23 protein-coding genes are annotated in these 17,458 nt (G+C 52.9%); 8 read left to right on the top strand and 15 right to left on the bottom strand.

What is annotated here, in order from left to right:
• Nucleotides 1-92: 92 nt before the first annotated feature.
• Nucleotides 93-1,142, bottom strand: coding sequence for a toprim domain-containing protein (locus RY831_RS15020; RefSeq protein WP_326507180.1), 1,050 nt, complete (start codon nucleotides 1,140-1,142; stop codon nucleotides 93-95).
• A 234-nt stretch (nucleotides 1,143-1,376) separates the two neighbouring features.
• Between RY831_RS15020 and RY831_RS15015 the strand changes: the two genes are divergently transcribed.
• The 3 genes from RY831_RS15015 to RY831_RS15005 all read left to right on the top strand — a co-directional run bounded on the left by RY831_RS15015 (nucleotide 1,377) and on the right by RY831_RS15005 (nucleotide 3,176).
• Nucleotides 1,377-1,766 (top strand): hypothetical protein, encoded by a 390-nt coding sequence (locus RY831_RS15015; RefSeq protein ID WP_326507179.1) that lies wholly within the window; start codon nucleotides 1,377-1,379, stop codon nucleotides 1,764-1,766.
• Between the two features lie 23 nt (nucleotides 1,767-1,789).
• A complete protein-coding gene (gene ssb, locus RY831_RS15010) occupies nucleotides 1,790-2,233 on the top strand; it encodes a single-stranded DNA-binding protein (protein ID WP_326507178.1) in 444 nt (147 codons plus the stop codon).
• Between the two features lie 631 nt (nucleotides 2,234-2,864).
• Nucleotides 2,865-3,176 carry a hypothetical protein gene (locus RY831_RS15005; protein WP_326507177.1) on the top strand — a complete coding sequence of 104 codons (312 nt, stop codon included), beginning with the start codon at nucleotides 2,865-2,867 and terminating at the stop codon, nucleotides 3,174-3,176.
• Nucleotides 3,177-4,007: 831 nt separating this feature from the next.
• On the opposite strand, the gene RY831_RS15000 is transcribed toward RY831_RS15005, so the two are convergent.
• From RY831_RS15000 to RY831_RS14975, 6 genes are read right to left on the bottom strand one after another with little or no spacing between them, the layout of a single operon-like run.
• On the bottom strand, nucleotides 4,008-4,496 hold the full coding sequence (locus tag RY831_RS15000) for a helix-turn-helix domain-containing protein (RefSeq protein WP_326507176.1): 489 nt from the start codon (nucleotides 4,494-4,496) through the stop codon (nucleotides 4,008-4,010).
• Between the two features lie 21 nt (nucleotides 4,497-4,517).
• Nucleotides 4,518-5,690 carry a recombination-associated protein RdgC gene (gene rdgC, locus RY831_RS14995; RefSeq protein ID WP_326507175.1) on the bottom strand — a complete coding sequence of 391 codons (1,173 nt, stop codon included), beginning with the start codon at nucleotides 5,688-5,690 and terminating at the stop codon, nucleotides 4,518-4,520.
• Between the two features lie 26 nt (nucleotides 5,691-5,716).
• The gene (trbC, locus tag RY831_RS14990) at nucleotides 5,717-6,364 is read right to left on the bottom strand and encodes a type-F conjugative transfer system pilin assembly protein TrbC (RefSeq protein WP_326507174.1); all 648 of its coding nucleotides are present in this window, start codon (nucleotides 6,362-6,364) and stop codon (nucleotides 5,717-5,719) included.
• Between the two features lie 37 nt (nucleotides 6,365-6,401).
• Nucleotides 6,402-7,436 carry a TraU family protein gene (locus RY831_RS14985; RefSeq protein WP_326507173.1) on the bottom strand — a complete coding sequence of 345 codons (1,035 nt, stop codon included), beginning with the start codon at nucleotides 7,434-7,436 and terminating at the stop codon, nucleotides 6,402-6,404.
• Nucleotides 7,433-8,059: a type-F conjugative transfer system protein TraW gene (gene traW / locus RY831_RS14980; protein ID WP_326507172.1), complete on the bottom strand. Its 627-nt coding sequence runs from the start codon at nucleotides 8,057-8,059 to the stop codon at nucleotides 7,433-7,435. The genes RY831_RS14985 and traW overlap by 4 nt, the downstream gene beginning before the upstream one ends.
• Nucleotides 8,060-8,770, bottom strand: coding sequence for a DsbC family protein (locus RY831_RS14975; RefSeq protein WP_326507171.1), 711 nt, complete (start codon nucleotides 8,768-8,770; stop codon nucleotides 8,060-8,062).
• 116 nt (nucleotides 8,771-8,886) lie between these two features.
• Between RY831_RS14975 and RY831_RS14970 the strand changes: the two genes are divergently transcribed.
• The 3 genes from RY831_RS14970 to RY831_RS14960 all read left to right on the top strand — a co-directional run bounded on the left by RY831_RS14970 (nucleotide 8,887) and on the right by RY831_RS14960 (nucleotide 10,873).
• Nucleotides 8,887-9,729 carry a SprT-like domain-containing protein gene (locus RY831_RS14970; protein ID WP_326507170.1) on the top strand — a complete coding sequence of 281 codons (843 nt, stop codon included), beginning with the start codon at nucleotides 8,887-8,889 and terminating at the stop codon, nucleotides 9,727-9,729.
• A 79-nt stretch (nucleotides 9,730-9,808) separates the two neighbouring features.
• A complete protein-coding gene (locus tag RY831_RS14965) occupies nucleotides 9,809-10,597 on the top strand; it encodes a hypothetical protein (protein ID WP_326507169.1) in 789 nt (262 codons plus the stop codon).
• Between the two features lie 39 nt (nucleotides 10,598-10,636).
• On the top strand, nucleotides 10,637-10,873 hold the full coding sequence (locus RY831_RS14960) for a hypothetical protein (protein ID WP_326507168.1): 237 nt from the start codon (nucleotides 10,637-10,639) through the stop codon (nucleotides 10,871-10,873).
• Nucleotides 10,874-11,399: 526 nt separating this feature from the next.
• Here RY831_RS14960 and RY831_RS14955 read toward each other — a convergent pair.
• From RY831_RS14955 to RY831_RS14930, 6 genes are all read right to left on the bottom strand, one after another.
• Nucleotides 11,400-11,663, bottom strand: coding sequence for a hypothetical protein (locus RY831_RS14955; protein ID WP_326507167.1), 264 nt, complete (start codon nucleotides 11,661-11,663; stop codon nucleotides 11,400-11,402).
• Between the two features lie 82 nt (nucleotides 11,664-11,745).
• Nucleotides 11,746-12,393 (bottom strand): thermonuclease family protein, encoded by a 648-nt coding sequence (locus RY831_RS14950; RefSeq protein ID WP_326507166.1) that lies wholly within the window; start codon nucleotides 12,391-12,393, stop codon nucleotides 11,746-11,748.
• Between the two features lie 27 nt (nucleotides 12,394-12,420).
• A complete protein-coding gene (locus RY831_RS14945) occupies nucleotides 12,421-13,014 on the bottom strand; it encodes a DUF7688 family protein (RefSeq protein WP_326507165.1) in 594 nt (197 codons plus the stop codon).
• A 149-nt stretch (nucleotides 13,015-13,163) separates the two neighbouring features.
• Entirely contained in the window at nucleotides 13,164-13,601 is a 438-nt protein-coding gene (locus tag RY831_RS14940) for a hypothetical protein (protein ID WP_326507164.1), read from the bottom strand.
• A 181-nt stretch (nucleotides 13,602-13,782) separates the two neighbouring features.
• Complete coding sequence (locus tag RY831_RS14935; RefSeq protein ID WP_326507163.1) at nucleotides 13,783-14,187, bottom strand: type II toxin-antitoxin system PemK/MazF family toxin; 405 nt, start codon at nucleotides 14,185-14,187, stop codon at nucleotides 13,783-13,785.
• A gap of 8 nt (nucleotides 14,188-14,195) precedes the next feature.
• On the bottom strand, nucleotides 14,196-14,456 hold the full coding sequence (locus tag RY831_RS14930) for a hypothetical protein (RefSeq protein WP_326507162.1): 261 nt from the start codon (nucleotides 14,454-14,456) through the stop codon (nucleotides 14,196-14,198).
• Between the two features lie 280 nt (nucleotides 14,457-14,736).
• On the opposite strand from RY831_RS14930, the gene RY831_RS14925 reads away from it, so the two are divergent.
• Together RY831_RS14925 and RY831_RS14920 are read left to right on the top strand one after the other, a co-directional pair.
• A complete protein-coding gene (locus tag RY831_RS14925; protein ID WP_326507161.1) occupies nucleotides 14,737-15,024 on the top strand; it encodes an HU family DNA-binding protein in 288 nt (95 codons plus the stop codon).
• A gap of 118 nt (nucleotides 15,025-15,142) precedes the next feature.
• Nucleotides 15,143-15,610: a hypothetical protein gene (locus tag RY831_RS14920; RefSeq protein WP_326507160.1), complete on the top strand. Its 468-nt coding sequence runs from the start codon at nucleotides 15,143-15,145 to the stop codon at nucleotides 15,608-15,610.
• 253 nt (nucleotides 15,611-15,863) lie between these two features.
• Here the strand turns inward: RY831_RS14920 and RY831_RS14915 are convergent, their stop codons facing one another.
• Complete coding sequence (locus RY831_RS14915) at nucleotides 15,864-16,634, bottom strand: hypothetical protein (RefSeq protein WP_326507159.1); 771 nt, start codon at nucleotides 16,632-16,634, stop codon at nucleotides 15,864-15,866.
• Between the two features lie 103 nt (nucleotides 16,635-16,737).
• Nucleotides 16,738-17,169: a hypothetical protein gene (locus RY831_RS14910; RefSeq protein ID WP_326507158.1), complete on the bottom strand. Its 432-nt coding sequence runs from the start codon at nucleotides 17,167-17,169 to the stop codon at nucleotides 16,738-16,740.
• Nucleotides 17,170-17,458 lie beyond the last annotated feature (289 nt).

The following is a 17,458-nucleotide window of genomic DNA, read 5'->3' as shown; positions in this document are numbered from 1 at the left end:
TGGTGATCAGGGATGAGGAACATCTGCCAATAAGGAATCTGATGAGATCGAAAAGAAAAAAGCCCGACTGAATGGTCAGCCGGGCTATGAGGTTAGTTGGAGAGCATCAGTTGTTCATTGAGATCTTCGGCATCGGGCGGTAACTCGTAAATACCGACTTGCGCGCCGATTTCCTTGAGAATAGGCACAAGCCGTTCTCTGGCCGCCTTTCCCGGCCCGTCGTTGTCAAGTGCCAAGAGCACGTTTCGGCCTTTGAGCTTCAGGAACCAATCTGGCTGCCAGTTTTCACATCCAGGAAGTGCAATGATGCTACGTTTTGTACCTAACGCCACAGCGGACAGAAGGTCGATACACCCTTCGGTAATCATGATCCGATCCGTGTCTGGTCCTTGCCATGCCCACGGCACCGCCGATCCATAACGCAACGATTTAATCTCGTTTGGTTCCTTTGGGCGGGCCAGACGGAATTCGGCTGACTTCATGCCATGTCCGATAAAAACAAGCGGCCGAAACATGATTGCAGGTGCTTTACCATCCTTTTTCATGAAACCACCTTCTACCAAGGCATCCCGCCCCACGGTATCGAAGAGATAGTCTTTAGCTCGATTAGGCTCAGATGGAAGAGATATGAGCAGTCCTCTTTTAAAAGCCTCCCTGGTGACCACTTCCGGAATCCTTCGTCCCGAGAGGTATTCAACGACAGCCATATCTAACGGCCGCGCGTTGGACACTAGGCGCTGGATAACAAAGGCAAGGACTTCGTCGTCGCGATTTACCTTCGGTTGCGCTTTAGGAGGTACATAGCTGGCGATCTGGCTGACATCCGTCCCTAGTAATTGCATACCAGCTCTGCGTATCGAGACTCCCCAGAACAGCGCAGCAGCCTCGATGACATCACCGTGCTTGCGACAAGCAAAACACATCCATTTCTCATCTTGCACTGATACCTTCACCGAATGTTTTGATGCTTCACCGCATTTAGGATCGGGACAGATGTGATAGCGGATAGTGCCGGACATGAGCTTCGGTTTGGCGCCCAATGTCCTTTCGAAAAACCATGTGAGTGGTGCAGCCTTTCTAGCAGCAGCAAAATCTACACGGTGTTCCGCATTTTGTTCATTGGGACTTGAATGGTTACTCATTGGTCACTCCTTTACACGCATATTCTCGAAAACCCAGTGGCAGGAGATGAATGGCACGAAATGATAAACAGTACTTCTCTCTCCGAAACAAGAAACTGATGTCGCTACGCTCGATTCGATACTGCTGGATTGTAATGTCATGTTGAATATGATGGCAATACCGGGCAGAATGAACGTTGAGTTGAGCGGGCTTCTTCGAACCTCGCTTTTAATGTCGCTTCATAGGGATGCAATATGCTCGATTTGGACGAGCGCAACCGTGTCATCGGAGTAAAAAGAACCGACGGGCGCGATGCACTGGAAATGATTAGGGACGAACGGCAGCGACAAGCTGCCAATGGCTTTTCAGAGGAGCATGACGACTCGCTGACTACAGGGCTTCTCGCGCAGCTTGGCGCTTGTTATGCGGTAGGAAGTGTCCATTTGACGCAAGCGTTGGACGCTACCGGTTCCTCATACTGGCCAAGCGACTGGAACTACGGACTTTTGGAAGGGCCGACGAGACTCAGGCAGCTCGTCATTGCCGGCGCCTTCATCGTGGCTGAGATCGAAAGATTGCAACGGGCACGGCCTGCTGAGTTGGTTGCAGACCATAAGATAGGTCTGGACGAAATACAAATCTGATTCATATATCGAAAGGAAACGTCATGGCTTCGGTCAACAAGGTTATTCTGGTTGGGCATTTAGGCCGGGATCCAGAAACACGATACATGCCAAACGGCGATTCAGTCACCAATGTGGCAGTCGCAACTACAGAAACGTGGAAGGACAAAGGTTCAGGCGAACGTAAAGAATTAACGGAATGGCATCGCGTCACCTTTTATCGCAAGCTTGCAGAAATCGCGAAGGAATACCTCAAGAAGGGTTCCCAAGTCTACGTCGAAGGTCGACTTCAGACCCGTAAGTGGACCGACAAGGACGGTGTCGAGCGATACACCACAGAAATCATCGCTGACACGATGCAAATGCTCGGCAGCCGCAATCAAAACGGAGGCGAGACGGCGCGCGGTCAGTCAGATGCCAGGGCTTTAGGACATGACAGCACCGACCAAGAGCGATCGGCGCTGCATGATGATGCAATTCCATTCTGACTATTGCGGCTAAACCACGGAATTTATGAGAATAATCCGTTTCTTGATAGGGCAATATCAGGATTTCTCCCTCGCGTTACGACTTGCGCGTAACTTCCGGCGCCCAATTTCTGTGGCATGGCGCTCGGCGAAAGCCCGACGTCATGATGGCATTGGCCTCTGACCAACTTCTCACATGGAAAAATTAATGAGTACCGTTGAATGCAACTCGTGCAAACGAAACTGCCCCCCGCGCCTGTGGCTCTATCGACCGCGCTTAGGTCAACTGCGGCACATGAAGACCCAATACATATGCACCCAGTGCGGTGAAGTGATGTATGAGACAGGCGGCCAACTTACCGTAGTTGGCAAATTGTTCATGGCAGCAGTATTCGTATTTGCGCTGACTGGTGCCGTCGCGGCATCTGGATTGGCTACGGACGGAGGCGTACTCATTGGCGCCGCCATTGCGATTATTGTGAATGGCTTGGTAATGTACGGCGTGTATAGACTTGTCCGTCTCCTATTCAGGAAGTAGGCAAGCAATTCGGCCAAGTGCCTTGACGCTTGGCCTGCGAAACTTCGCATCCCATGTTGTTCATCTCCTCGTACCAAGCAACGCAATGTCTTGGCAACCTTTCAGGAGATGCTCATGAACTGCACTATTCGTAATGCTGCAAAAGCACGATTCAAACTGGTTTCAGATTGGACTGCTGCATTGCTGTCGGCATTCTACAACTGGATCTTCAACGTCCAGATGATAACGGTGTCGAACCGGGATGTGCACGGCTTTAATTTGTACGAGTATCAGGCGTCACCGGCCAACCGTAAGACTGAGTACCTTGTTACCTTTCGCCATATGCGAAATGGCTGTCAAGTAGACTACTGGGTCGCCCGATATCCGGCTCAAGACTGGAATACTATGAAAGAACGCCTGATCGCCTCTGGCCGCTATGCCTACTAAATACAAAGCCCACCTGGTCATCGACCGGTGGGCTTTTGTTTGCTGGCGCTAACATCTCTCAGGGTAGTTGAGCCCCTATATCCATTTAGACCTAAAGTCGACCAAAGTCATGAATGAGCCACGAATACAAGGCTCGCTTATTCTGCGAGCGCAGTGTAATAAAAATACTTACCGTCCGCGGACCGATGGCACCCCGAATCCCACCCTGATATCGGGTTCGTGAGCGCTTGGGTAGTTCCCCCTCCGACAAGCGCAGTCATCCAAGACATAGGATTTCCCGTTATCGGCAAGGAGGCCTCTGTTGCGTACGCCGAACCGTAGAGTGCATGATTGATTGCCAAGCAGGTCGTCAGCGTCAGATTCACAAGTAGGGCTGTAGGCGGTGCAAGATTCGCCAATCCCGGGATCGATAAGCCCCGATTGAGCTTCCACAGCTCTGGCGAAGTAGTGGCTATTGCCGGCGCCGGTGCCAGTGGCTGACTGAGTAACCCCCTCGCAGGGTCATAGAGGCCTGTGTTTGCGTCTGCCGTGAACGTAATCTGATTGGTATCGCCGCCGCTTGCAGCGTACCGCTTATAAGCGGCACGAAGATCCGTTCCCTGCTTCATAATCACCGAAGCATATCCTTTCGCGGTCTGACTGGAGGCGTTAGGGCCCGTGTCCCTATTCGCATAAACCAATGCGCTACCGATGGCGACAACGCAGCCGATCATAAATAGTGCGGCAGTGGCACCGAAGCCGTCTTGTTTGTGCCGTAGGCGTTTCATCTGATTGATATTCTTTACTGGGGGTGAGTTGATGTAGAAGCTTGTGGAAGGTGGCTGGTTATAATTAGGTCTGTGTCTGTTCCGGCAAGGCCGAAACCGACGCGATCTGGTCGACGTCCAGGAGATGGTCGCTTCCGTCACCACGGGCCAGCTTCAGAAACCTCGTGCTGCCTTCATTGACATACCCGACGAATTGGCGCTCCTTTGTGGAACCAGGTATAGGCTCATTCAGTGGGCTCAACCAGTCTTTGGTAGCGATGCGATAAGTGGCGCCGACTTGCAGGCTTCCAATCTCCATATTTAGCGCTTTTCCTGCATCTGGAATGCCCCCGTCAGCCAGCATTGACTTTAGGGTCCTGATCGGCAAGTTCGTTTCCTCGTGAATCCGCAGCAGGAGGTCGGCCGTTACGTTTGATCTCCCATGCCTAAGTTTGCTGATCATTGATGGGCCGACGTCCAAGGCACGCGCGAGCGCCGCGTCATTCGGTAGGCGTAGGTTAGTCATGACCGTGTTGAGTAATGCTTCAACGTTCGTACTTCTTTCTGTTGTCATTCTCGTGTTAGCTTTTTATTTTTAGTCTGCAAGTACCAATTGATTCTGTAGGTAGCGCTTACCACCTGCGTCCGGTGCCGTGACAATGCCGCGTTTCTCCAATGTTTCGATAATGCGTGCCGCGCGGTTGTAGCCGATCCGAAGGTGCCGTTGCAGCATCGATGGTGATATTTGATTCGATGCCTTCACAAGTTCGACCGCAGCTGCATATAGCGTGACGTCGTCTCCGACGGATCCCTCGGAAGCTCTTTGATGTTCTACTACCTGAGCCTTGGCTGACTCCTGAACCCAATCTCCCTGGGTCACGTCTTCCCCAGCCATGGCCGTGGCAAGGTCGGTTAGCATCCTATGTAACTCTCCGCTCATAAGCACCAGGTCCGCATCAAACTGCTCGATTGCGTCGGCACAGGGCTCTGAAGCATTTTGTTTCAGCAGATCTGTCGGCATTACCTTCTTCAGCACCATTCCATCTGCGAGAACGAAGGAAAGCCGGTCATTCCACGTCAGCGCCAAACTGGTGCACTGCTTTCCAGACGCTATATGGTTCCTCACGTCTTCATTGCTAAGGCTATGGCGCACGTACTTAACCGTAGCCTTTCCATCGTTCAATGCACGGAGTTCCGCATTGTCGTCGACGGTGAAGCCACTTGGTGCCTCATCGGCGGCCAACCAGTCAGTCATAGACGAAATCGGGCTTCGGTTAGTCTTGAATCGCTGAACTGGGAATTTGTCTATGCATTTGTGCAACAGCTTGATGACGTCGCCGGCCTTGGCGTCGCTGACAGAATCAATGACAAGCCACCCATTGATCGGATCGATCCATACCGAGGTCCGCTGGTCGACGGTGAAGGCCTTGGGCAGTAATTCGTCGATCACGGCTTCCTTGATTTCCTTCCGCGCTTTACGACCCGGTTTGAAGCCATGTTGCTGCTCGTACTCCGCCGCCTTCGCTTTGCACTGCTTGTCGACATAGGAGGGTGGAATCACCTTCTTCTCGGTCGCGTAGGTAATCAGGAGCTGGCGCTGCGCGCTATGAACAAGGGGCCCACCGGTAAGTGGCGAGCTCCAGCCTTGTGTATGCGTCTCGGCGCTGTTACATGAGGTAAATCGATGCTTGGCAAGGCAAGCTTCCAGGCGCTGGGCGTCAATGTCGTAGTTTGACGGCAGCCGGTAGACCTGCGCGTTTTTAAACATGCTCTTCTCCCTGTTCAATATCGAGATCAACGCAACATGCCTGGCTTGGCGGCGCTACGAATGGTCTTCAAGCGCGCTTCAGCAAGTTGCGCAATCGCGGGATTTGCCCGCCGCCTGATGGTGTCCAATGCCAGTTCGATTGAAATGTTCCCCGACACGGACGCATATGACGTCTCGGGAGAGCAACCATCCTCAAGTACTGAGGCTGCGGAAGCATCTGCAACGACGAAACTCGGCACCTTTGTTACCTTGAATGCTTTGTACAATTCAGGATGGATGTCCCATTCGGTCCCGGCCTTGTTGACCTCCTGTGCTGCCAGTTTGGTGGCGGAAAGCGTCTTGTCCTTGAATCCGCGGATCACAACGACTGCGCCAGCTTCCTTAGCTTGGCGGGAAAGCTCCGTCAGGACTTCTTTGGGCATGGAGAAGGAAACGAACACAAGAAGGTCGTGCTCGCCTGGACGCATCATCGGCTTCTTTTCTTGGCCAGATTGATACCGCTGAACAACTTCGTCAAGGTTGTCTGTTTTTGCTCCTGTCGGCGTGGGAGCGACTGGAATATCGGTCTTGAATGCGCCAGGCGCTGCGACTGTGGCGCCGCCCCTTTGGATGGCCTCCAGTGCCGCTCTCTGCTCGCGCAGCATCTGATCCTTGATCTGTGCGTCCGTTGGCATGCCGACCTGAGCCCAAGCGCAGATCGGCAACGCCGCACTACCAACTACTAACGCCGCTGCAGCAATCGCGCTTACGGAATATCGCATAACTAAAGTCTCTCCAGCCGTTGATAGGGAGTTCGGTGTTGCTTTCTACGAGAATCGTCGATCGACCGATCGGGTCGCAGCAGCGATTTTTGATCTTCTGTGTTTGAGGTTTCGGATGCAGGCGCTGGAACTTGTACTGCCGCTTGTCCATGATGATCTGGGGATAGTAGCTGCACATACCATCGTCGCCGAAGGCGGCCTTTTGCATACCAATCGCATGTGTTTTCGCCAGCACGCGTGTTGTCTGGAGGCGGGCGCTCTGCTCATTACTCTGGTGCGCGGTGTTGTTGCCGGTAAGGGGATACATGCTGCCGTAAGACCCGGCACCCCAGAAGATTTCCTGCCTTGGAAAGCCGAGCGAGGCCGAAACCGCGTCGGCGGAAATAGCGCCAATGGCAAGCAGGCTTCCGAACGGGAAAGCATATGGGGTCAACAGACCCGCCAGTTCGTCATCGTTGTGGGTTGGATCAGCGAACGATACCCACGGAATGTCGATGCCGCGATTATCAAGGCATGTGTCGTCCAGAATCGCGCCTATGACATACATCGCAGGATTGATATACAGGTTGACCTGCCGGAAGGACTCCTTCGTCTGACGCTTCAGATCGCCGATGCTGATGTCCGTCGTCATGCCGTAGGCGTCGCGATTGGCGCCGACGTTGACGCGCACGCCACCCAGTAGCGGGAAGCATCCTGGCGTCGCGGTGACATCCGTCATGAGGTCGAACTCCCAAAAGGAGATGGGAACCCCTACCTTCAACTGATTGCCGCACCAGCATAACGGTTTCTTCGGGCCAGACGGGAAATCTTCGGCACCGTTGCTGAAAAGGGACATGCTGCCGAACATCTTAATCGGGAAGGCGCAAGACCAGCAAACGTCTGAAATGAGGTTCGGAAATTTGCCGGTGCACTGGTCGCCAGCATAGCTAAGGCTTGTAGTGAGCAGGCCGAAAAAGAGGAATATTCGCGCAAAGATCTTGTTCATAATGCGAACTCCTGAATCTGCAACTGCTTACCTTTCTGGCTCACGATGGCGGGTACTCGTTGGATATTGAACCGTTTGGTCAGTGCGCCCTGTTGATCAAAGTAGACGGGCACCTTCCACTCACGGGACAACTTCAGGAAAGAGCCACCCACCAGGATGACCTTGTCCCTTGGGCGCGCCTTCACTTGTTTTTTTGCAAACTCAACCTGAGATTGGTCCCGCGCGTCGATAAAGATGAGCGCCTTGGAGAGATTGATATAGTCGAGAGGATTGACTCGTGTCCCGGCTGGCACCAAGACATTGCCGAGGTGGTCCCGAACCGATTCGTTATAGACGATTGAGGGGTCGAAAATCCACGTTTTAGCCTCCGTGGCGGTCGTGATTCCCTCGACGGGGGGAGGGTTTTCGATTCCGTTCAGCGCCCGGTTCCGATAGTCCTCCCAAAACTTCTTGAGTTTCCCCTCCTTTTCCATCTGGGAGAGGTGTCCCTTGATGGCATCGATCGCATCGGGCTCCGCAATGTCCCACACATTTCCATAAGAACCCAGCTGCTGCGCACATGCACTGCTGGAAAACCCGACCGAAAGGATTGCCGCCAGGGCGAATGCGCGCAACGCCGTCATTTACTTACCGCCGTTAATGAAGCCATCAAGGCGGTCTGCCGGCGCCATGCCGGGGAGGGATCGTCCGTCCTGCGCGATCAGATAGGGGGTGCCATTGATGCCAAGCTTGCCGGCCAGTGTGACGTTGCGACCCACCGGATTGTCACAGTTGGCATTCGGGATCGGTGCATTCTCTGTCAGGTGCTTGATCCAGAGGTTTTGGGCATCTTTTGCACACCAGATGGATTCAGCTTTCCTTCGCGCCTGAGGATGCAGCGAGTCGATCGGATACATGAATGTATAGATAGTCACGTTGGTCAGCTTTGCCAACTCGTTTTCAAGTTTGCGGCAGTACGGGCAATCCGGATCGGAGAAAACAGCAACCTTGCGGCTGCCGTTACCTTTTACTGTGACCAGTGCATCCTTCAACGGCAGATCGTTCCAGTCAATTCGACTCAATGCCTGACGCTTCGAAGCTGTCAAATCCTGTTGAGAAACCATGTCGTACATGCTCCCAAACAGGAAATAGCGCAAATCCCTGTCCGTGTATGCAATGTTCTTGCCCATCGAGACTTCGAAGATGCCGGCAATCGGAGCCCGCTCCACGGAGTTAAAAGTAGTCGATGGGTACTTCTCTTTGAGCTTCGCCATGACTGCCAAGGTTTCGGGGTCGGTGGCCTGGGCGGCAAATGCAACAGTGGCAGTGATGAGTCCGGCAAAGAATTTTTTCATACAAATCTCCGTAACGACATGTTCGATACGCCTATGTTATCCGTATCTGTTATGTAGCGCAATAACAATTCCGGTATAATCGGGGTTTGGTTTGCACAATCCAATCCATCTGCACTATGCGAGATCGAAACAGTCCGACCGCTGAAAGTTATGAGGAACTGGACGCCGCCTACGCCTTCTTCAATGAAGCGCTATTCGGCGGGGTACTCCCTGGCTGTCTGATAACGCTTCAACGCCGGAAAACCTCCTTTGGTTCGTGGACTCCTGAACGGTTTGTGAACCGCTCAGGAGTCCGGACCGATGAGATCGCATTGAATCCAGAGTATTTCGCGACCCGCCCGGTGGAGGATGTGCTTTCGACCCTAGTGCATGAGCAATGCCACCAATGGCGTTTTCGTTCGGGCGAGCCTTCTCGACGTGGATATCACGACAGACGTTGGGCAGCTAAGATGCAAGAGGTGGGTCTAATTCCTAGCGATACCGGAGCACCTGGCGGCAAAACGGTGGGTGAGACAATGTCCCACTACATCGATCCGGACGGCCGCTTCTATCAAGCTTGCAAAGAACTGCTATCAGGTTCATTCGGGATCGTCTGGTTCGACAGGTATCCGCAACCGATCGTCAAGGATTACACGTATCTTGTTGCTACCCAGGGTGCTGGCATACCGGCCAGCGTGGAAGACATCAAGGCGCCGCCGTCGGTCCCGCATGAGCCTCATCTGTCGATGCCACATGCCTCGGAATCGGCGTCGGCCCCGAATCGGCCGCTCTCCCCTATTCCTGCTTTACAAGGCCTCGATGTCGTTTCCCAAGACAGCGATTTGGGGAAAGCGAGATCGACCGACTCCAGCAACCGTACCAAATATCAATGCCCGGTATGCATTACCAATGTATGGGGAAAACCGGGCCTCTCGCTCCAATGCCTCAAGTGCCATAAGACATACCAACCGATCCGCTAGGCCCATCATTGCAAAGATGCGACCTACACCAATACGAATAGACCGCACAAAAGGTTACTTTTCTACAGGGAGAAATACAATGTTCCACAATATTCTAAAAGCCTCAGCATTGCTGCCTATGCTGTTTTCCACGGCCGCAATGGCCGGCATTCCACCGACGCCGGGGAATGTTCCCCAGTTGCCATGCGAGGTCAGCCGCGTGAGTTCTTTGCATGAACTTGGTCAGGTGGCGATTGGCAGGACTTTCGTTACCAAAGACCGAAAGTCGAGCGTGGGTAACGCAATCGGCGCAGGTGATCTTGTCTACTACGTCTCTCTCGTAGATGGAGTCAAGTACTACACTACGCCGAAACAGATCGAAATTCTGGATGGGTCGCCTCTCACTCCGGACGTCGCTCTCGTGCCTGCCGGAAAGTACGAATCCTTTGGCACATTCCGTGACAAGAATGGCCGACGCTTCGATCTCGTCGCCGTCGGCGGCTTTACCGTGATGGTCGATGACACTGGCATGATCTGCTCTACGCGCCTGAACGATCGGCTAGTCTCAGTGGCCATGCCAACGGTTTATCAGGAGGTTCCCGTGACCGCCACCATGGGCGAGGCAGCTGCAGCCAATCCGCGGCGAGTCTCGATTGCCGTTACAGTACGCGAAATTGACGCAGCGTCATTCAGCCTGGATGTCTCAGTGCTGGTGAATGGGCAGGCGCAACAGCGCAGGACGAGCACCTTCGACCTGTTTAGCGGCCAAGCGAAAATTGGAGACCTCGAGGTTGCGGTGTCTCGCGGGCCAGCTGGTGGCCTGAAAATCGACTCGCTCGTCGAGCCGGCCGATTATGACATCTGGCTCAAGCAGATCTTTCGCCGCTAGTCTCGTAACTCAGCCTACCGTCCGCTAGGATGAACCTACATGTTCCGTATCCGAAACTTTGGCAATGACATGGAGTGCGCAGATATCGCCGAGCTGCAGCGACACATCACTCGCTATGCAGGCTGCTCGATCAGTGTGGTAGACAAACGGCCCGGTGGTCGCATTCATTTCTTTGACGTATCTGTTTCAGGCGTCATTTGCGAAAGCTATGGCAGTGGTCAAACGGTCGAACTAGGCGAATTGCTGGGTCGACCTCCCTTGCCGCAGTCTCAATGATTCCGCCACAACCATGCGTCGGTGTTGCTACATTTAGCGATACCACTAAAGAAAAGGCCCCTTCAAGTGGCCTTTTTTATTGTCTTGACGTACGGTGGCTTAGCGCCCAGCGTCATGCCGATCCAGTTCCTGCTTGACCGACCGGACAGCACCGACCAGGGGGGCGAAGAAGATCCTTGGTGCCTCAGCGCAAGCTTTGACGAATTCCTGCAAAACTGCTTTCATATTGCCTCCTCAAATTGCTGGGTTTGCAATAACGATATACCTCTTTCATCGTGGCCGCAAGCCGAGACCTGATGCGCACCTTCAATAGAAAAACCCCGTTCATCCAAGATGAACGGGGTTTGATGCAGGCTCTATAGTTGACCTTGGCGATCATTCTCGATGATGCCGGCTTCTACCGGGCTGGTAGTATTGATTCGTCTGAATTCAGAGCGGACTGCTTGGAATGCTCCTGAAAGTGGTGCAAAAAAGAGGCGCGGCGCCTCTGATGCAGCCTTTGAGAATACCTGCACGACCTCACATGTCATTTAAACCACTCCTTTATGTCCTTGTATGTGACTGTTACGAGGTACACGATGAATAGAAAAACATCGCAGATGAGGATGAAGTGTTCCAGAAATTCCAGAACGTTGATGGTGAAGGCTGAAACATAAGCCTTAAGGAACGATACCAGGAGGGACAGGCCCACGGCTGGCGCCCCGATAATGATGAAGAGGATGGAGCCAGAGAGCACATGTGCTGCGAAGTGCACAATTGGCTTCCACCACTTGTTGTTTGAGTTGTTCATAGGTCTCCCTGAATTGAAAAGGTGCGGATTGCGTAATCTTTGCAATACGGGAGATGAACAACAATCGTTGATAATCTGAGGGTCAGGAGCCTGCGCCACTACATTGCTTGTCCTTCCAGCAGGTTCGGCGCCACAACCATGGCTCGATCGGCCGGTTTCCGCTCCACAGGCCGATCCCCTTCCCTCGGGCGGCCTTCTCATGCTCATAAGCTTGTGGATCCCGCACATAACGCCGGTTCGCCGCATTGGCCCATGCTAGACCAGCTTTGATTTGCTCCATGCTGAGATCCCGACCATCGACAATCACTCGGCAGACCGGACGGTCAAACGCGTCGTATTCATAGCAGTGTGCCGCAGCATTCTTTCCCTTTGCCAGACGTGCGAGATTGTTAGCAGATGCCCGTGAGAAGGGCTGGCCAGGCTTACCCTGATTGTCCTTTGGTGTCTCCGGTGCGTCAGCGTCGGTGAGACGAATCCGGATCTGCTTTCGGTCCTGACTCAATATCACCAGGGTGTCGCCATCGTCGATATAGACAACCCTGCCCGATACTGATGGCGGTATTTCCTTCGTGGCCGCCGGCATAGGGATGGCCGAAATGAGGGCGAAAAAAAGGCTACATGCCAAAGTCATTCCTGCAGTTGTTCTTGATGTGTTCATAGTAAGGAGAGATAAAGCCGCTTCAATCGTAGCGACGGCGTCTGTCGATGGCAAGGGCGACATGCCGCCCATACCATGGAAGCCTAGCCGTCTTCGTATCTACCTATTGCGTGCCGTACAACTGAGCACTGTGAACCGTCCCTCACTGCTCCGAATATAGAGAGCTCTGCCGTTGACGGAATCGTGGTGACTCGCCAGACAATCGAAGCCGTGCTGTTTGACTGTTTGTGCACGGTCAGCGATAAGACGCTCGCGGGTACCTCCAGGCCTATTCAATCGATCAGACTTGTAGAAACGATCCATCGCCTCATCGACTGAGGCGCAGGAGCAAATCACCTCGAGTTCTTCCCAATCCGGTTCATATGGCTTGGTAATGCGTTCGCCGTCACACTGGTTCACCGCTGGCGTTAGCGGCCTGATATCGCTTGTGCGCACACGCAGACCGCCCCCGATGGTGGTCGTCGCTATCGGGCCGCCATACCGGTCTTGAATCTCAAGCGCCATCCCGATTTCAATCGCTTTTGGGTCCTCCAGGAAGTCGCCAGCCACGCCAGCGAGGTAATTGGCGTAATGCTCGCCTCTATCGGCATAATTTGCGCCGGAAAGATTATTGAAGATCACGGCCGCCGAAGTCCGGTCGGCAGAAAGTAACGTTTTACCGCTGACGAGCAGCTGATATGTTGTAGTGGTCATGACTATCCTTTGTTTGGTTTGACGGAGTTGGCTTGGATGCTTAGGCTGATACGCCCGATTGCCCTCGCAGGAGGCAATGGAAAACACGATGGGATAAAAATGAAAAACCGGACCCCATTCACATGGCGGCCCGGTCGGTTAGATCGGTTCTAGAGTCTGGCCAGCTTCGCTAGCGTGACGCACTCCTGGCTGCTGGCATACCTTGACGCCCTATCCCAGAGCGTTGGATAGCGGTTGCTGCCTGCCGCATAGATGGCCATGACAGCCATATGTGCCGCCACCGGATCGGCACACGGCTCGCCGGCGAGGAATGCTTCGGCAAGACGGCCATCGATGGCGGGGTCGGAGTTCCGGAGGTCGACCGATCTAAGAACGGCAACTGTACGGGCTATACGGGGGCCGCCCTGATAATGGCCCTCAATCAGTTCCGCGAACTGGCCGAACGTAAAACGCTTGACGGCCATAAATGCGCCGGATGCCTTAATAAGATGGCAGAAGGACTGGACAGCATTCCTGACGATTTGTGCTTCCTCGTTTGTGCCGCGGTATTGTGAGACGGCGACGGTATGTCCTTGGGCGACAATCATGTATTACTTCATAGTGAGTGGTTCGGCTGCTCGAGCGAGCAGTTGTCTTGGTTGGAGAGTGATGGCTGACATGAAGACGGAAAGAATTGCCCCGCCAATGGAAAAGCCCGGCTCCTTAGAAAGGTGGCCGGGCTGGATAGGGTTAAGAGGCTGGACGCGAAGGCAAAGCCTTCTACGTCTGTTATTGCTGCTTGGCGGCGCGCGCGGCACTTTCGAGCTTCCTCATCATCGAGATGTGAAGTGTTCCCAGTTTCGGGTTTTCTCCGTGTGGTGCAAGCGGAGGTACTCCAAAAAAGGAGTCGTTCCAGGGCAAGTCCAACATGTTGTTCAAATCGAACTTTGTGTCATAGGACAAGCCAGCCAAGACATATGCAGCCGGATTCTCTACCTTGCGGATAGCAAATTCGCCGGCGAGCATCCTGTCGAGCTTTTGCGAGGTGCCGTAAGCGACCTTTACTACCACTCCATCGTCATACACCATTGTTGCGACGATAAGAGCCGGTCTTGGCTTTGGTCCAGGCTGATCACGCGGTCGTTGGGGAAATCGACACCAGACGATGTCACCGGGTTCAGGAGAAGGCCACATGGCGCCTCCTAAAACAGGGACTTCTTCGAGCGCAATTTGCCTTTCGGCATCTGAGCTTCCGCAGCCGAAGCTATCGAAGCGCGGTCCTCAGGGGTCAAGGGGCCATCGTCCATTTCGTAACCTGGCAGGACATCGTGTGCCAGTTTGGATAATGCATAGTGGATTGTCATTGTTTCGTTCACTCCGAGTTTTTCGGAGAGCGCTTGCAGGGTTTCGCGAGTCACGCCGAATGGCGTGTCCCTGTCCCTGAATTTCAAAAGTAAGCTCATGCAACCTCCTAGCTTCGTATATATAAAATATATACCAACTGACGGAAATTGCAAGATTCACCGTTGAATGCGTTCTCAGCGAGTTGATGAATGGCCTGGAATAGCCGTTGCTTTGCTCGACGTGATGAAAAACATGCGGCTCTACATTTACGAACTTGCTACGTTGATATTTATTGCCGACGGGCAATATATTCCTTACAATTGCCCCGCCTGCAAACACTCGATCTCAAAACGACCAATGTTTGCAGTACCCATCCCGAAAAGTCCTCTGGAGATTCACATGAATAAAAGCGAAATCATCAACAAAGTAGCTGGCGACCACGAGTTGACCAAGGTGAAGGCGAAGGAAATCGTAGAGCAGGTGTTTGGTTTTGTCGGCACTGATCTGAAGAAGGAAGGTCGGTTTTCCTTCCCCGACCTGGGCACTTTTACCGTGTCGCAGCGTGCTGCACGTACCGGCCGTAACCCTGCAACCGGCGAAACCATCAAGATCAAAGCCTCCAAGAATGTCCGCTTCAAGGCGGCGCCAGCACTTAAGGACCTCGTGGCCAAGGTGAAGGTGAAGTAAGCATGGTTGAGGGCGGCAGCAGATGCCCTCCCCTTATTATTGCAACTGCTCATCGGGCGGTCCATTCTGATGGTTAAGTAACCTGTTTGAATCACTCTTTTTTGATCGAGACTCTAAAATGGCAAAAGTCCATTCCGCGGCAAAGGTAATTGAAGACGAACTGAAACAAGCACGCAAGGCGGTCGCGTTCTATACCAAGCGCATCGAGGATCTCGAAGACATCCTGGCTACGCTCAGCAGCATTGATGCCCCTGTCACAGCAAAGCGTGGCCGCGCGGCGAAGGATGCATCGGCATCGAAAGCTTCTGCAACGAAAACTGCAAAGTCGTCGACCAAAGGAACACGAAGCACTAAGCTGCCATCCACAGGCAAGGACTTCTGGCCGGGTTTGCTAACCGATACGCCTCAATCCTCCGCAGAGGTCCTCAAGGCCGCTATTGCGGCCCTGCGCATCCGCCCGAATCCGGACGATCGCAAAAAGCTTACTCAGCGTATGGCGAACGCTCTCAGCGTCCTGTCCAAGAACGGCGAGATCAAGGCCGAAGGCGAGCATCGTAATCGCCTCTACTCAAAAAGAACGGCGTGAATTTTTAACGTTGAACATCCGAGCCGCTGACATACTCCGTCAAAAAGGTTCGCCCGGCGTAGCAGCGGCCTATACGTTGGATCGCTGTACAGTTGTACTCACCAATACTTTTCCTCACCTGGGAATGACATAGTTTTCAAAATGAAAACTTACCCAGAAAGACAGAGATCGCCTGAGCGGACGTTACGACGTATTGCCGCATGCACCTAATGATTGGGTCGATCTTAGTAAAGCTTTTTCACAACGGATTGACTTATAGCTGGATATTGCGCTGATCCCGATAGTGCATCTGGTCAGCCATGATAGTTCCTATTCTGGCCTTCACCTCGCTCTTGACGGAGCCAAAGGGAGTTTGCGCTGCCATCCCAAATATTGCATTGACTACATGCCCTGAGCGCAACCGATAGCGCGTGTACTGGAAATGGTAGGGGACTTTACGAGACACGGTATGCACAATTTGCCAAGAAGAAAGCCTCTCAAAACAGATCTTGGTTAGATGTCCTTCCGCTACTGATATGAGCATAAGGTCAGGCTCTAAGCGCTCAATCAATGAGTGCCACAAATCTAGTCCCGGTTCCTCCAAGATGGCTTTATCCATCGGGGAAAGATTGCTCCACGTTGGATTAGTTGCGATAGGCGACAGCAAATCTGTGTGCAATGCACGGTTAATAGGCTGATGCACTAAGTGTCGACTGCGATAGAAACTTGCACGAAAGCCACGCAGTATCGCCTCGAAGGAATGAAACCAGCGGTGGTATGGGCTATTTTCAAAATAAGCGTTGAGTGCGCGTTCGATCGCCGCTGGTGTGATCGGAATCTGTCGAGCGGATGGAAACCGCTGAAAAGGATTTTCTTCTGGGAATTCAACTAGCGACGGGTTTAAGCCGACAGTGATGATGCGTAGCGGGGATACCTGATAAGCCTCACGGTCGCCGAAATACAGAATTGGGATCGAAGGTGTCACACGCACCTCTGCGGGTGCTGACTGATAAACTTGTAGGGAATGCTGGATCAGATCATGCATAGGGGGTTACCCTTGAGATTATGTCCGTAGGTACCTAATGATGCCCGATCCCATTACCGGTCTCAATAATGTCGCGTTGGTTCGCTTCAAACTCGAGAGACGACTATGTCCTAACATCAAAATCAAACCCGACTTTTCCAGGAACTATCTCGCAGAGATTTGGCCACAGTTCTCTTCCGTCAATTAGACGCCTCATATACTCTTCGCCGCCGTGTTCTAATAACATTGAGAATGTTTCCTGTGGGCTAAACGACTGAATCAATTGATACTCGCACTGTTCAATCAGACCTTGCACCTCTAACGTGGCATCAACATAATGCCCCCTTACAAACAGAAGCGCATGACCTTCCCAATTCTGCACATCTTTGTGTTTAACTCTAGCAACGACATACTGAATGTCCGGTTCGCTTTGTGCTAGCTGCACCAAAGCACGTATGCTGTTGTGGTAGCACTTTGTTCGATCGGTCAAACCAAGGGATTTTAGACGAAGCAACAGGTCTTCTGGTAGCGGACTTATTTTGATTGGCTGGAGCATCGGGTTCTGTTTCGGAAGATTTGAAAAGGTACTTCAGGAGTAAATGCCTCACCCTCCCGAAGATATTAACACCATACTGAATACCTGATCAGGAATGACCCTGCCTTTGAATCGATAGAGGATGCGAATTAAATGGAGATCAAGGTGGTTCGGTAATGACATAGAGGTGTCCAATGCCAACCGACTAGAGATGACTTCGCTTGTATTCTGGTCGGCATGAAAAAGCCCGCCGGTGCTGCTTCAGCGGGCTTGTGTATCGATGGATCTCACGGCGGCTGTCAGCCCGCCG

Origin of the sequence: Noviherbaspirillum album (assembly GCF_035916955.1) — a bacterium.
Taxonomy (GTDB): domain Bacteria; phylum Pseudomonadota; class Gammaproteobacteria; order Burkholderiales; family Burkholderiaceae_D; genus Noviherbaspirillum; species Noviherbaspirillum album.
The sequence above is the reverse complement of the archived record's forward strand: the minus strand, read 5'-3'. Positions and strand labels throughout refer to the sequence as shown.

Bases quoted from the DNA above. Each gene is read 5' to 3' on its own strand.
- RY831_RS15020 (WP_326507180.1), bottom strand. From the start codon at position 1,142: ATGAGTAACCATTCAAGTCCCAATGAACAAAATGCGGAACACCGTGTA.
- RY831_RS15015 (WP_326507179.1), top strand. From the start codon at position 1,377: ATGCTCGATTTGGACGAGCGCAACCGTGTCATCGGAGTAAAAAGAACC.
- ssb (WP_326507178.1), top strand. From the start codon at position 1,790: ATGGCTTCGGTCAACAAGGTTATTCTGGTTGGGCATTTAGGCCGGGAT.
- RY831_RS15005 (WP_326507177.1), top strand. From the start codon at position 2,865: ATGAACTGCACTATTCGTAATGCTGCAAAAGCACGATTCAAACTGGTT.
- RY831_RS15000 (WP_326507176.1), bottom strand. From the start codon at position 4,496: ATGACAACAGAAAGAAGTACGAACGTTGAAGCATTACTCAACACGGTC.
- rdgC (WP_326507175.1), bottom strand. From the start codon at position 5,690: ATGTTTAAAAACGCGCAGGTCTACCGGCTGCCGTCAAACTACGACATT.
- trbC (WP_326507174.1), bottom strand. From the start codon at position 6,364: ATGCCAACGGACGCACAGATCAAGGATCAGATGCTGCGCGAGCAGAGA.
- RY831_RS14985 (WP_326507173.1), bottom strand. From the start codon at position 7,436: ATGAACAAGATCTTTGCGCGAATATTCCTCTTTTTCGGCCTGCTCACT.
- traW (WP_326507172.1), bottom strand. From the start codon at position 8,059: ATGACGGCGTTGCGCGCATTCGCCCTGGCGGCAATCCTTTCGGTCGGG.
- RY831_RS14975 (WP_326507171.1), bottom strand. From the start codon at position 8,770: ATGAAAAAATTCTTTGCCGGACTCATCACTGCCACTGTTGCATTTGCC.
- RY831_RS14970 (WP_326507170.1), top strand. From the start codon at position 8,887: ATGCGAGATCGAAACAGTCCGACCGCTGAAAGTTATGAGGAACTGGAC.
- RY831_RS14965 (WP_326507169.1), top strand. From the start codon at position 9,809: ATGTTCCACAATATTCTAAAAGCCTCAGCATTGCTGCCTATGCTGTTT.
- RY831_RS14960 (WP_326507168.1), top strand. From the start codon at position 10,637: ATGTTCCGTATCCGAAACTTTGGCAATGACATGGAGTGCGCAGATATC.
- RY831_RS14955 (WP_326507167.1), bottom strand. From the start codon at position 11,663: ATGAACAACTCAAACAACAAGTGGTGGAAGCCAATTGTGCACTTCGCA.
- RY831_RS14950 (WP_326507166.1), bottom strand. From the start codon at position 12,393: ATGGGCGGCATGTCGCCCTTGCCATCGACAGACGCCGTCGCTACGATT.
- RY831_RS14945 (WP_326507165.1), bottom strand. From the start codon at position 13,014: ATGACCACTACAACATATCAGCTGCTCGTCAGCGGTAAAACGTTACTT.
- RY831_RS14940 (WP_326507164.1), bottom strand. From the start codon at position 13,601: ATGATTGTCGCCCAAGGACATACCGTCGCCGTCTCACAATACCGCGGC.
- RY831_RS14935 (WP_326507163.1), bottom strand. From the start codon at position 14,187: ATGTGGCCTTCTCCTGAACCCGGTGACATCGTCTGGTGTCGATTTCCC.
- RY831_RS14930 (WP_326507162.1), bottom strand. From the start codon at position 14,456: ATGAGCTTACTTTTGAAATTCAGGGACAGGGACACGCCATTCGGCGTG.
- RY831_RS14925 (WP_326507161.1), top strand. From the start codon at position 14,737: ATGAATAAAAGCGAAATCATCAACAAAGTAGCTGGCGACCACGAGTTG.
- RY831_RS14920 (WP_326507160.1), top strand. From the start codon at position 15,143: ATGGCAAAAGTCCATTCCGCGGCAAAGGTAATTGAAGACGAACTGAAA.
- RY831_RS14915 (WP_326507159.1), bottom strand. From the start codon at position 16,634: ATGCATGATCTGATCCAGCATTCCCTACAAGTTTATCAGTCAGCACCC.
- RY831_RS14910 (WP_326507158.1), bottom strand. From the start codon at position 17,169: ATGCTCCAGCCAATCAAAATAAGTCCGCTACCAGAAGACCTGTTGCTT.